The 11957-nt window shown below is 61.2% G+C and carries 8 protein-coding genes and 1 pseudogene; 5 read left to right on the forward strand and 4 right to left on the reverse strand.

Features of this window, described 5'->3' with window-relative positions; genetic code table 11:
* Window positions 1-10: 10 nt before the first annotated feature.
* Entirely contained in the window at window positions 11-607 is a 597-nt protein-coding gene (gene wrbA / locus RHIZ70P_RS10300) for an NAD(P)H:quinone oxidoreductase type IV (RefSeq protein ID WP_115670215.1), read from the reverse strand.
* 231 nt (window positions 608-838) lie between these two features.
* On the opposite strand from wrbA, the gene RHIZ70P_RS10305 reads away from it, so the two are divergent.
* From RHIZ70P_RS10305 to gpt, 3 genes are all read left to right on the forward strand, one after another.
* Entirely contained in the window at window positions 839-1627 is a 789-nt protein-coding gene (locus RHIZ70P_RS10305) for a competence/damage-inducible protein A (RefSeq protein ID WP_115670216.1), read from the forward strand.
* Between the two features lie 113 nt (window positions 1628-1740).
* Complete coding sequence (locus RHIZ70P_RS10310; RefSeq protein WP_115670217.1) at window positions 1741-2583, forward strand: universal stress protein; 843 nt, start codon at window positions 1741-1743, stop codon at window positions 2581-2583.
* A gap of 218 nt (window positions 2584-2801) precedes the next feature.
* Entirely contained in the window at window positions 2802-3299 is a 498-nt protein-coding gene (gpt, locus tag RHIZ70P_RS10315; RefSeq protein ID WP_115670218.1) for a xanthine phosphoribosyltransferase, read from the forward strand.
* Window positions 3300-3416: 117 nt separating this feature from the next.
* Here gpt and RHIZ70P_RS10320 read toward each other — a convergent pair whose 3' ends face one another.
* Both RHIZ70P_RS10320 and RHIZ70P_RS10325 read right to left on the reverse strand, forming a co-directional pair.
* The gene (locus RHIZ70P_RS10320; protein ID WP_115670219.1) at window positions 3417-5624 is read right to left on the reverse strand and encodes a M10 family metallopeptidase C-terminal domain-containing protein; all 2208 of its coding nucleotides are present in this window, start codon (window positions 5622-5624) and stop codon (window positions 3417-3419) included.
* Between the two features lie 23 nt (window positions 5625-5647).
* Window positions 5648-6076 carry a hypothetical protein gene (locus tag RHIZ70P_RS10325; RefSeq protein ID WP_147293987.1) on the reverse strand — a complete coding sequence of 143 codons (429 nt, stop codon included), beginning with the start codon at window positions 6074-6076 and terminating at the stop codon, window positions 5648-5650.
* A gap of 705 nt (window positions 6077-6781) precedes the next feature.
* On the opposite strand from RHIZ70P_RS10325, the gene RHIZ70P_RS10330 reads away from it, so the two are divergent.
* Window positions 6782-10579: a vitamin B12-dependent ribonucleotide reductase gene (locus RHIZ70P_RS10330; RefSeq protein ID WP_115670221.1), complete on the forward strand. Its 3798-nt coding sequence runs from the start codon at window positions 6782-6784 to the stop codon at window positions 10577-10579.
* Window positions 10580-10709: 130 nt separating this feature from the next.
* Here RHIZ70P_RS10330 and RHIZ70P_RS10335 read toward each other — a convergent pair whose 3' ends face one another.
* Window positions 10710-11378 carry a hypothetical protein gene (locus RHIZ70P_RS10335; RefSeq protein WP_115670222.1) on the reverse strand — a complete coding sequence of 223 codons (669 nt, stop codon included), beginning with the start codon at window positions 11376-11378 and terminating at the stop codon, window positions 10710-10712.
* A 314-nt stretch (window positions 11379-11692) separates the two neighbouring features.
* On the opposite strand from RHIZ70P_RS10335, the pseudogene RHIZ70P_RS10340 reads away from it, so the two are divergent.
* A pseudogene (locus tag RHIZ70P_RS10340) lies at window positions 11693-11957 on the forward strand (transposase); the annotation flags it as partial.

Here is an 11957-nt window from a genome sequence, read left to right on the forward strand (position 1 = left end):
TGCGTCGAGATCAGGCGAGCTTGGCCGCGATCTTGGCGACATGGGCGCCCTGGTAGCGTGCGCCGTCCAGTTCGACCTCCGAGGGCTGGCGCGAGCCGTCACCGTCGGTGATCGTCGAGGCACCGTAAGGCGAGCCGCCCTTGACCGCTTCCACTCCCGACTGGCCCGCAAAGGCGTAAGGCAGGCCGACCACGACCATGCCGTGGTGCATCAGGGTGGGGATGAAGCCGAGGATGGTCGATTCCTGGCCGCCGTGCTGGGTGGCGGTCGAGGTGAAGACCGAGCCGACCTTGCCGACCAGCTTGCCCTGCGCCCACAGGCCGCCGGTCTGGTCCCAGAAATTGCGCATCTGCGAGGCGACGGTGCCGAAGCGGGTGCCGGCGCCGACGATGATCGCGTCATACTGCTCGAGTTCGGCCGGGGTGGCGATTTCGGCCTTCTGGTCGAGCTTGAAGTGCGAGGCCTTGGCGACCTCTTCCGGCACCAGTTCCGGCACGCGCTTGACGGTGACGTCCGCGCCGGCCGACTTTGCCCCCTCGGCAACCGCGTAAGCCATGGTTTCGATGTGGCCGTAAGAGGAATAATAGAGAACCAATACCTTGGCCATGACGTATCTCCGTTTGGACTGGCGGTTAAAACCGCGTTGCGAAATCGATAATCCCTATGTAGCGGACCATGGCCAACAAACCAGACGCCGGTGGGGCGACGGACTGTTCATGTTTCAGCGACCGAACACAGCGATGGCCACGCAGCGCCAAACGGCAACCTCCATCCAGAAGCCCCTTGCCAAGCCTCCGGCAGCCGATAGAACTCGCGTTGAAACGATCGGGAAATCCTCATGACTGACACGACCATCAAGACCGCTGCCATGCTCGCCATCGGCGACGAACTCCTGTCCGGCCGCACCAAGGACAAGAATATCGGCCACCTCGCCGAGGTGCTGACGCTTTCCGGCATCGACCTGAAGGAAGTCCGCATCGTCGGCGACGAGGAGGACGAGATCGTCGCCGCCCTCAATGCCCTGCGCACGCGCTACACTTACGTCTTCACCTCCGGCGGCATCGGGCCGACCCACGACGACATCACCGCCGATGCCGTGTCGAAGGCCTTCGGCGTGCCTTGCCTGCACGACGGCGAGGCCATGCGCCTGCTCGGCGAGATGTACGCGCGCCGCAACATGGAATTCACCGAAGCCCGCCAGCGCATGGCGCGCATGCCTGAGGGTAGCCGCCACATCCCCAATCCGGTGTCGGTCGCACCCGGCTTCGTCATCGGCAATGTCCATGTAATGGCGGGTGTGCCGCAGGTGTTCCAGGCCATGCTCGATTCGGTCGTCGCCACGCTTCCGGCCGGCGCCAGGGTTCTGTCGCGCTCCATCCCCTGCCCGTTCGGCGAGGGCGATATCGGCACCCTGCTCGGCGCGGTTCAGAAAGCCCATCCGCAGACCTCGATCGGCTCCTATCCGCATTTCGATGGAAAGCGGTTCTCCACCGAACTGGTGGTGCGGGCGCGAGACGGTGTCGCACTCGAGGCCGCGGCCCAGGCGATCGTGGCGATGGTCGAGACGCTGGCCGCCGAGCGGGAGAGTGCCAGGACAAGGGATCTCGGCACCGGCGAACTTGCCTGAGAACTTCGCGACGCCCGCGCGATCGCTATTGACCGACGTCAAGGAAGGTCCCAAGGATTGTCGCCATTAATCGATCATGCGGGATGGACCATCACCGCTCGAGGGAGATAATTATGGGCTACAAAACCATTCTTGCCGTCTTGGATACCCCTAAGAACGCGCAGCAAATTACTGATTTTTCCATTTCGCTCGCCGAGCAGTACCAGTCGCACGTGATCGGCCTGCATGCCGAGGCGCTCGCCACCGTGCCGCTGGTCGCGCCGATGGAAATCCCCGATCCGTCGACGGTCCAGGCGCTGCAGGACATGGCCCATGCCGAAACGCTCGACGTTGAGAAGATCTTTCGCGAACGGGCGACCCGCAACGGCACGTCGCACGAATGGCGCAGCTTCGTCTCGTCGGCCGGCTTCAGCGCTTCCTCGCTGGTCGACAGCGCCCGCAATGTCGATCTGGTGATCGCCGCCCAGGGTGAGAACACCGTGCTGTCGGAAAGCCGTGCCGAGCTCGAAAACTTCCTGTTCGAGAGCGGCCGCCCGGTTCTGCTCGTCCCCTATATCCTGAAGGAGCCGAAGCCGATCAAGCGCGTGCTGGTCGCCTGGAACGGCTCGCGTGAGGCGGCCCGCGCCACTTTCGACGCCCTGCCCTTCCTCAAGGCTGCCGAATCCGTCGAGGTCTTTTCCGTCGACCCGGCGGAGACGCGCACCCAGTCGGCCGCCATGGCCGGCGCCGAAATTGCCGCGACGCTGGCGCGCCATGGCGTCAACGTCACGGTCGTGCGCCAGGAATCGGACCATCTGCCGGCTTCCGCCGCGATCGAAAACCGTCTTTCCGACAGTTCGATCGACCTCCTGGTGATGGGCGCCTACAGCCACAAGCGCTGGTGGGAAATGCTGTTCGGCGGCGTGACGCGCACGGTGCTCGAATCGATGACGGCGCTGACCCTGCTTTCGCGCTGACGCTCAGGTGCTGGGCCTTGCCTTGCCCCGGCAAATACCGCTAAGAGCAGCGGGCAAGGACCCAGCCCTTGTGGGCAGCATGTCGCGCGGGCCTTGTCCGCGCGAATAGCGTTTCAGGCTTAGGCCGAAGCCAGCTGCATCGCCCACAACCGGCCGTTCTTCAAACCGCCGGGGAAAGCCGGCACCTCGAACCCAAGCCTGCGCGGAGCTCCAGATCGATGTCCCTGCCCGATAAAGCCTTTCCCGTTTCCTGGGATCAGTTCCACCGCGATGCCCGGGCGCTGGCCTGGCGACTCGCCGGCCTCAAGCAGGATTTCCGTGCCATTGTCTGCATCACCCGCGGTGGCCTGGTACCAGCGGCGATCATCTCGCGCGAACTGAACATCCGACTGATCGAAACGGTCTGCATCGCCTCCTATCACGACTATACCAGCCAGGGCGAAATGAACCTGCTGAAGGGCATTTCGGCCGAGTTGACGACCAACGGGGGAGAAGGCGTGCTCGTCGTCGACGACCTGACCGACACAGGCAAGACTGCAACGGAAGTGCGGGCGATGATGCCGAGAGCGCATTTCGCCTGCGTCTATGCCAAGCCGAAGGGCGTGCCGACCGTCGATACCTTCGTCACGGAAGTCAGCCAGGACACCTGGATCTACTTCCCCTGGGACATGGGCTTCACCTACCAGGAACCGATCGCCAAGAACCATCGCGGCTGAGCGGCGCCGGGCGCCAAGACGCTTCACGACCTGGAAACGGCAAAAAAGGGCGCGAGAAGATCGCGCCCTTTTCGTTCTTGCATCCCATGCCGACAGCTCTCGGCCGGCCGCTGAGCCTCAGATCACCGTGAAATCCAGGTGGGTCATCAGCAGGTTCGGATTGAGCACGGCGATCAGCACGCTGCCGCCGGCCGCGCTGCCATTGCTGTCATAGTAGAGTTCACCCGTATCGCTCTCATAGATCAACCGGTCGCTGGCATCCTGCGCCAGACCGGTGGTGTTGCGCACGAATGCCGCCGATGAGAGCGCACCGGCCGCGCCCAGCGCGGTGAATACCCCGTTCTCCAGCCAGATCGCATCGTCGGCCACGGAGAAGTCGGTGATCCGGTCGACATTGGTCAGGGCGTTCGGCGCCGAATGGAAGATAAAGGCGTCGGTCCCGGCTCCACCGGTGAGGGTGTCGTTGCCGATATTGCCGTAGAGCCTGTCGGCGCCGGCGCCGCCGTGAATGGTGTCGCTGCCGGCACCGCCGTTGATGATGTTGTTGGCCCCATTACCGGTGATAAGGTTGTTGAGGTTGTTGCCGATGCCATTGATGCTGGAAGACCCGAGCAGGGTCAGCCGCTCGATCGTTGCATAGGACGCGAGCGAGCGGGTGATCGTGGAGGTGATCAGGTCGTTGCCACCACTATCGACAACCGTATCATTCTCGGCGCCGAGGACGTAGGCATCGTTTCCAAGTCCGCCAATCAGCGTGTCGAGACCAGCGCGGCCGTCGAGCACATTGACGCCGGCATTGCCGGTAATGATGTTCACGAGCGCGTTGCCGGTGCCATTGATATTCGCGGTCCCGGCCAGCGTCAGTCGTTCGATCGTTGCATAGCCGGCGAGCGAGCGGGTGATCGTCGAGGTGATCACGTCGTTGCCGCCGCTGTCGATGACCGTGTCGTTTTCGTTGGTCAACACGAACGTGTCATTGCCCAGCCCTCCGTTCAGAGTATCAACGCCGCCGCGACCGAACAAGATGTCGTTGCCACCGTTACCGATCAATACATTGGCCGCACTATTCCCATAGAGAACGTCATTTCCCGAACCGCCCCGCGCGTTCTCGATGATCGTCCCGCGGGCAATGCCCAGGTTTCCGATCAGGCCGCCGGTGTTGGAATAGGTCTCGGGATTGAGATCGATCCGCTGCGCGGCCGACACCCAGCTGAAGTCGAGCGTGTCTATCCCGCCGGTATCGACAATGGTGCGTGCCACTTGGTCGCCGAAATCCGATTGGAAGTTGTAGGTGGTGTTGCCGGCGGCGATCGCGGTCGTGCCATAGAGGTCGCGCATCGCCAGGATGTCTGCAATCATCGGCGTGACGATGAAGGCATAACTCGCCTCGACATAGGTATTATCCGACTGCGAGAAATAGGACATGATCGTGGCCTGCCACGAATCATTGGCGTAATGGTTGTCGACCCCATAGGTCGCGGCACCATTATAGTTTCCGGCATGTCCGAGGCCCAGCGCATGGCCGATCTCATGAATATAGGTCTGCAGCGAATAGCTGTTGCGCGTGGTGCCGGAGCTGACCAACCAATCGGTTGAAACATTGACGAAGGAGGATTGGATCGTGTTGCCGCTCACCGTCGACGTCGAATAGGCGCCGGTGTCGGAATCGTCGAAGGTCATCTGTGCGGTGCCGGAGGTAAGCGTGAAGCGGATCCCGGTCGCAGCGGTCCAGGCATTGAAAGCCCATATCGCCAGTTGCTGGCCTTCTGCCGTCAAGCCGGTGATATTGACAGTGAGGGCCTGCCCCGCATTGATGTCGAAGGCACGGCGGCTCGCTCCGTTCGATCCCCAATAGCCGTCGGTCAACTGGTCGGCGATCTGGTCATGGGTGAAGACCGTCGGTGGCGGGGCAACGGCCGTCGTCAGCGTGTAGCCGCCGGAATAGGAATTTCCGTAACTGCCGGCGTTGAGATAGTAGGTGCCGCTGGTCGTGACGGTGAACGTCAGTGCCGAGTTGGTGTCGGCTCCGCTGTCATCATCGAAGGCTACCAGTGAACCGCCCGCATTCAGCAATTCAAGATAGGTGTCCGACACGGGCGTGCCGCCGGAGCCGTCGAGCGTGAACGTATACGTCTGTCCGGCCGTAAGTTGAACGCGAACCCAATCTTGGTCGCCCACAGTCGACAGTGTGCCGGTAAAAGTGTCCCCCACCGCGATCGTATAACCGGTGCCGGTGCCCGCCGTCGCATCGGTGGTCTCGGTGAAGCTTGCATTTGTCACGGTGGAGGTGACGGAAGTCGCGGACGAATTTGCGTTTACAGTCATTGTGACAGACCCCCCGGTCGAGTTCAGGATTTCGGAAACTGGATTTTGGACGCCAAGACGAGACCGCGTGCAAACTCCTGCAGCGTACGCGTGTTCAACTCCGCGTCGGATATCGTGGTGGTGATGACGGGCCCGAGCACGTAGCCGGCGCCGGAACTCTTCTTGCCGGTCCAGGCCAGGCGCCCGGTAATCGCATGCCGGTCGACCTTGATGATATCCAGCCTGATCACATCGCCGGCAGGCTTTTCAACGGCCGCCCCATCACGCACCGCCAGCAGCGGATATTTCAGCCGAAACTCGCGTGCCACCTCGGCGCAAGCCGCCCTGTAGACCTCGGCGTCCTCGGCCGTTGCGGGCGCCTCGCAATAGAGGACCGGCGCGCCGCCAGCAGATGCGCTGCCGGTACCGGCAACCGCCATCACGAAGGGAACCATCCAGGTGAATACTTTCATCGAGAGACCAGGTTCTAGAGATCGCAATACATTCGCCTTGCGCGTGTATTGAAGTCTATAGAATAAGGTTCGATTAGCAATGCTCGAAATGGGCAGCCGCGGACCATATCTGGGTGATTCGAAGCGTTCATGCGTGTCTGCGTGGCGTCAAGCTCCGGTGGTCGAAACGACTGCATGGGGGTAAGCGGTCGTCGCGCAACGAGACCCGCAGATCATGCCGCCGGCAGCCGCTCATCAAAAATCCAAGCGATTCCATCGACATGCTTCCTTTCCCCGTTTTCCACAGCCGGTAACCACAATATCTTGTATTAATAAATTCGTCATAACCCACCCCTTGACGGAATCAGGCCTTTCAAAGTTAATGCATTCTTATGTTGCGGCGGCGACTGAACCGGACATAACGAGGCCGGTTCGTTTCAGTAATTTCGCGAGGCGTAAGCGCGGGTCCGGGCCATGAGGCCTTTCACCCGACCAGCCTTTTTGCGCGATCTTCAACCGCCGAAAACATGATGCGGGGACTGGCGGCAATAAACTGTTAATACTATATTTAGCGTTTGCAGCCAAAATCACCACAAGATACAGAGTGTCCATCTCCGGATGATTCACCTGACTGACGGATGAAAAACTGGCTGCGCGCGTTGAAACCGGGCAGCCGGGCGGGGACTTCTTGCGCCGTCGGCGGCGCTTCAATTTCGAGGGACGAAGATGCGCATTGAGAGACGTTTCACCAAGCCGGGCCAATCGCCATATGCGGAAATCGAATTCCGCCAAGCGGTGAGCGAGATCAAGAATCCCGACGGCTCGATCGTCTTCCGCCTGGCCGACATCGCCGTGCCGGCGCAGTTCTCCCAGGTCGCCACCGACGTTCTGGCACAGAAGTATTTCCGCAAGGCCGGCGTGCCGAAAGTGCTGAAGAAAGTCGAGGAGAACGATGTCCCCTCCTTCCTCTGGCGCTCCGTCCCCGACACCGACGCGCTGAAGGCGCTGCCGGAGAACGAGCGATTCGGCTCGGAAACCGATGCCCGCCAGGTCTTCGACCGTCTCGCCGGCACCTGGGCCTATTGGGGCTGGAAGGGCAAGTATTTCACCTCGGAAGAAGACGCACTCGCCTTCCGCGACGAACTCGCCTACATGCTCGCCACCCAGCGCGTCGCACCGAACAGCCCGCAGTGGTTCAACACCGGCCTGCACTGGGCCTATGGCATTGACGGTCCGGGCCAGGGCCATTTCTACATCGATCCCTTCACGGGCAAACTCGTCAAGTCGAAGTCGGCCTATGAGCATCCGCAGCCGCATGCCTGCTTCATCCAGTCGGTCGGCGACGACCTCGTCAACGAAGGCGGCATCATGGACCTCTGGGTCCGCGAAGCCCGCCTGTTTAAGTACGGCTCCGGCACCGGTTCCAACTTCTCCTATCTGCGCGGCGAAGGCGAAAAGCTGTCCGGCGGCGGCCGCTCGTCCGGCCTGATGTCGTTCCTCAAGATCGGCGACCGGGCCGCCGGCGCGATCAAGTCGGGCGGCACGACGCGCCGCGCCGCCAAGATGGTGGTGGTCGACATCGACCATCCGGATATCGAGGAATATATCAACTGGAAGGTCAAGGAAGAGCAGAAGGTGGCGGCCCTCGTCACCGGCTCGAAGATCGTCGCCCGGCACTTGAAGGCGATCATGAAGGCCTGCGTCAACTGCTCGGCCGAGAACGATGCCTGCTTCGACCCGAACCAGAACCCGGCGCTGAAGCGCGAGATCAAGGCCGCCAAGAAGGACCAGGTTCCGGAAAGCTACGTCAAGCGGGTCATCCAGTTCGCCCAGCAGGGCTACAAGGACATGGAGTTCAAGACCTATGACACGGACTGGGATTCGGAAGCCTATCTGACCGTCTCGGGCCAGAACTCCAACAATTCGGTCTCGCTCAAGGACGACTTCCTGCGCGCGGTCGAAAATGACGGCGACTGGAACCTGACCGCCCGCAAGGACGGCAAGGTGATGAAGACGCTGAAGGCCCGCGACCTGTGGGACAAGATTTCCTATGCCGCCTGGGCATCGGCCGATCCGGGCCTGCACTTCAACACGACGATGAACGACTGGCACACCTGCCCGGCAGCCGGCCCCATCCGCGCGTCGAACCCGTGTTCGGAATACATGTTCCTCGACGACACGGCCTGCAACCTCGCTTCGCTGAACCTGTTGCAGTTCAAGGACGCCGCGACCAAGAAGATCAATATCGGCGACTACGAGCATGCCGTCCGGCTGTGGACCGTTGTTCTGGAAATCTCGGTGATGATGGCGCAGTTCCCGTCGCGCCAGATTGCCGAGCTGTCCTACGAATACCGCACGCTCGGCCTCGGCTATGCCAATATCGGCGGCTTCCTGATGTCGTCGGGCATTCCCTATGATTCGGCAGAAGGCCGCGCCCTGTGCGGTGCACTGACCGCCATCATGACCGGCGTCTCCTATGCGACCTCGGCGGAAATCGCCTCGGAACTCGGCCCGTTCCCGGGCTTTGCGCCGAACCGCGACAACATGCTGCGCGTCATCCGCAACCATCGCCGCGCCGCCCACGGCTCGTCGGAGGGCTATGAAGGCCTGTCGGTCAACCCGGTTCCGCTCGTTCATGCCGAATGCACCGATCCGGCGCTGGTCGCCCATGCCACCGCCGCTTGGGACAAGGCGCTGGAACTCGGCGAAAAGCACGGCTATCGCAACGCCCAGGTTTCGGTCATCGCGCCGACCGGCACGATCGGTCTCGTCATGGACTGCGACACCACCGGCATCGAGCCCGACTTCGCGCTGGTGAAGTTCAAGAAGCTCGCCGGCGGCGGCTATTTCAAGATCATCAACGGCGCCGTCCCGGAAGCGTTGCGTACGCTCGGCTACAGCGAAAGCCAGATCGCCGAAATCGAGGCCTATGCCGTCGGCCACGGCAATCTCAACCAGGCACCGGGCATCAATCCCGGCACGCTCAAGGCCAAGGGCTTCCACGACAGCACGATCGAGACCATCAATGCCGCGCTGAAGTCGGCCTTCGACATCAAGTTCGTGTTCAACCGCTGGACCATCGGCGACGAGCAGATGTCGGCGCTGATGATCCCGGAAGAACAGCTGTCCGATCCGGCCTTCGACCTGCTGCAGCATCTCGGCTTCTCGAAGAAGGAGATCGAGGCGGCCAACGTCCATATCTGCGGTGCGATGACGCTCGAAGGCGCGCCCTTCCTCAAGCCCGAGCATCTGCCGGTGTTCGACTGCGCCAATCCGTGCGGCAAGATCGGCAAGCGTTACCTGTCGGTCGAGAGCCATATCCGCATGATGGCGGCCGCCCAGCCGTTCATCTCGGGTGCGATCTCCAAGACCATCAACATGCCGAACGACGCGACCGTCGAGGATTGCGGCGCTGCCTACATGCTGTCGTGGAAGCTGGCGATCAAGGCCAATGCGCTCTATCGCGACGGCTCCAAGCTGTCCCAGCCGCTCAACGCCTCGCTGATCGAGGACGAGGAGGACGAGGATGCGCTGGAGGACCTGATCCAGCAGCCGGCCGCCGCCCAGGCCGTGACCATCACCGAGAAGATCATCGAGCGCGTCGTCGAGCGGGTCGTTCGCGAGCGCGAAAAGCTGCCGAACCGCCGCCAGGGCTATACCCAGAAGGCCACCGTCGGCGGCCACAAGGTCTATCTGCGCACCGGCGAATTCGGCGACGGCCGGATCGGCGAGATCTTCATCGACATGCACAAGGAAGGCGCTGCCTTCCGCGCGATGATGAACAATTTCGCCATCGCCATTTCGCTCGGTCTGCAGTATGGCGTGCCGCTCGAGGAATATGTGGAGGCCTTCACCTTCACCAAGTTCGAACCGGCCGGCATGGTGCAGGGCAATGACGCGATCAAGAACGCCACGTCGATCCTCGACTACGTGTTCCGCGAACTGGCCGTCTCCTATCTCGGCCGCCATGATCTCGCCCATGTCGACACTTCGGACTTCTCCAACACCGCGCTCGGCAAGGGGATTTCGGAAGGCAAGACCAACCTGATCTCGACCGGCTGGACCCGCGGCTACAAGCCGACGCTGGTCTCGGGCAGCAATGTCGACCGGTCGCTCGCCGAGCCCAAGGGCGCGGCAACCGCCGCCCCCGCCAAGGCCTCGTCGGGCGGCAACATTTCTGCCTTCGCCGGCAGTGCCGCCCGCAAGCTGGAGGTGACGGCCGCCATCTCGACCTCGGAAGTCGTGTCCTTCAAGCGTGACTACGAGGAACGCGCGGTGGAACTGGCCGAGGAGATCGCCAGCGAAGGCAGCCAGGAGGCCACCGCGCTGTTCTCCGACAAGGCCGCGGCGGATGCCGCCGCCGCCAAGGCCGACGCCAAGAAAAAGGAAGCCGACCGCCGCATGCGCTCGATCGCGCAAGGGTACACTGGCAACATGTGCTCGGAGTGCCAGAATTTTACCATGGTGCGGAATGGGACGTGCGAGAAGTGCGACACGTGCGGGGCGACCAGCGGGTGCAGCTGAGTAAAAACTTTGAATAACTGTGGCGCGACAAGCAGTATGACATAGCGACACTATCGTGACACAAACGCCGCCCGAATCTTCCGGCGGCGTTTGCAATTTCTGACGCTGTAATTGTGGGAATGCGGCTGCCTTAGCGTGGCTTAAGCTGCGCTTGCGATGGGATGAACTCTCCATAGCCAAGGCGAACCGCGAGAATGCTCCAGATTTTCTCGATGCCCGCTACTGTCTCAGTGTGGGTGGAAAGTTCCGGCCGCACGCAGAAGACGATTTCGGGCTTTTGGTTGTCTGCATCCCACGTGGTCGTGACGATATTGGATTGCTGCTGCATCAATTCCTTCAGGCTCATTGCTGCAATGCGCGCACCGGGATCGCCGCTCAGCAAAACCGTCACGGCATACTCTCGTCCCCCTGAAGATTTGCCTTGGCTCGAAATGAATGCTCCTTCGAGTTGTAGGTCTTCCCCTGAACCTAACGATATTGCTGGAAACTCGTCCAACCTTAGATAGTGAGTGCCCTGTGTCAGGTCGTGGTCGTCGATATATTCGGGTATTGTCCAGCGGCGACCGCTCTCCAGCCAGTCGCAGTATGTTGAAACTGCGATGGAAGATGCTTGGTGCATTGCCGAAGCTTCGCTTTCTGATGGATTCCCGAGGTCCTCACTAATCAGTTGGCGTTCCATTGCCCTTTGGCTCGTGAGGTCATTGCTGTGCTCGCTGGCAACCTGAGAGATGGATATTAGCCGTTGTTTGGTCGCATCGGATAATACCCCAATAAGGTTCGGGTGGAGCGGAAAGGTCATTTGCTTCTCCTCTTTCGAGGAATCTTGGACTTGCGGCTTCGCAATCTACAAACAAGGGCGCTGTGGTTCTGCGCGTTTTGTAACAACGAAAAGGTGTCTGACGCAGATCAAGAGAGTTGTCGTTTGTTTCAACAGATGGGTCGGGCGATAGCTGCTGCCTGCCCCGCCTCGAACTGCCAGTGGAGACGTATAAGCCTAACAGCGAGAGTGCTTGAGACTACGACTTGGCGCTGATGCCTCACGGCTAAGGTGACCTGAGACCCTGAACTTCCTCCAGATTTTGGTAGAGTCCGTCGCAACCAGGAGACGGACGAATGAAGCGTTCACGGTTCACGGAAGAACAGATCATCGGTATATTGAAGGAGCAGGAGGCGGGCGCGAAGACAGTCGATGTCTGCCGCAAGCACGGCATCTCGGATGCAACCTTCTACAAGTACAAGGCGAAGTATGGCGGCATGGACGGTGAAGCGGAAAAGCAAATGATCCTGTGAATCATTTGCCCGCTGAACGATGCCCGCAAGCTGAAGGCGCTCGAGGACGAGAACGCCAAGCTGAAGAAGCTGCTCGCCGAAGCCATGC

Origin of the sequence: Paenirhizobium selenitireducens ATCC BAA-1503, assembly GCF_900492185.1 — a bacterium.
GTDB classification, from domain to species: domain Bacteria; phylum Pseudomonadota; class Alphaproteobacteria; order Rhizobiales; family Rhizobiaceae; genus Allorhizobium; species Allorhizobium selenitireducens_A.

Excerpts from the sequence above, each read along its gene's own strand:
- wrbA (WP_115670215.1), bottom strand. The coding sequence starts at position 607 with ATGGCCAAGGTATTGGTTCTCTATTATTCCTCTTACGGCCACATCGAA.
- RHIZ70P_RS10320 (WP_115670219.1), bottom strand. The coding sequence starts at position 5,624 with ATGACTGTAAACGCAAATTCGTCCGCGACTTCCGTCACCTCCACCGTG.
- RHIZ70P_RS10330 (WP_115670221.1), top strand. The coding sequence starts at position 6,782 with ATGCGCATTGAGAGACGTTTCACCAAGCCGGGCCAATCGCCATATGCG.
- RHIZ70P_RS10335 (WP_115670222.1), bottom strand. The coding sequence starts at position 11,378 with ATGACCTTTCCGCTCCACCCGAACCTTATTGGGGTATTATCCGATGCG.
- RHIZ70P_RS10310 (WP_115670217.1), top strand. The coding sequence starts at position 1,741 with ATGGGCTACAAAACCATTCTTGCCGTCTTGGATACCCCTAAGAACGCG.
- RHIZ70P_RS10305 (WP_115670216.1), top strand. The coding sequence starts at position 839 with ATGACTGACACGACCATCAAGACCGCTGCCATGCTCGCCATCGGCGAC.
- gpt (WP_115670218.1), top strand. The coding sequence starts at position 2,802 with ATGTCCCTGCCCGATAAAGCCTTTCCCGTTTCCTGGGATCAGTTCCAC.
- RHIZ70P_RS10325 (WP_147293987.1), bottom strand. The coding sequence starts at position 6,076 with ATGAAAGTATTCACCTGGATGGTTCCCTTCGTGATGGCGGTTGCCGGT.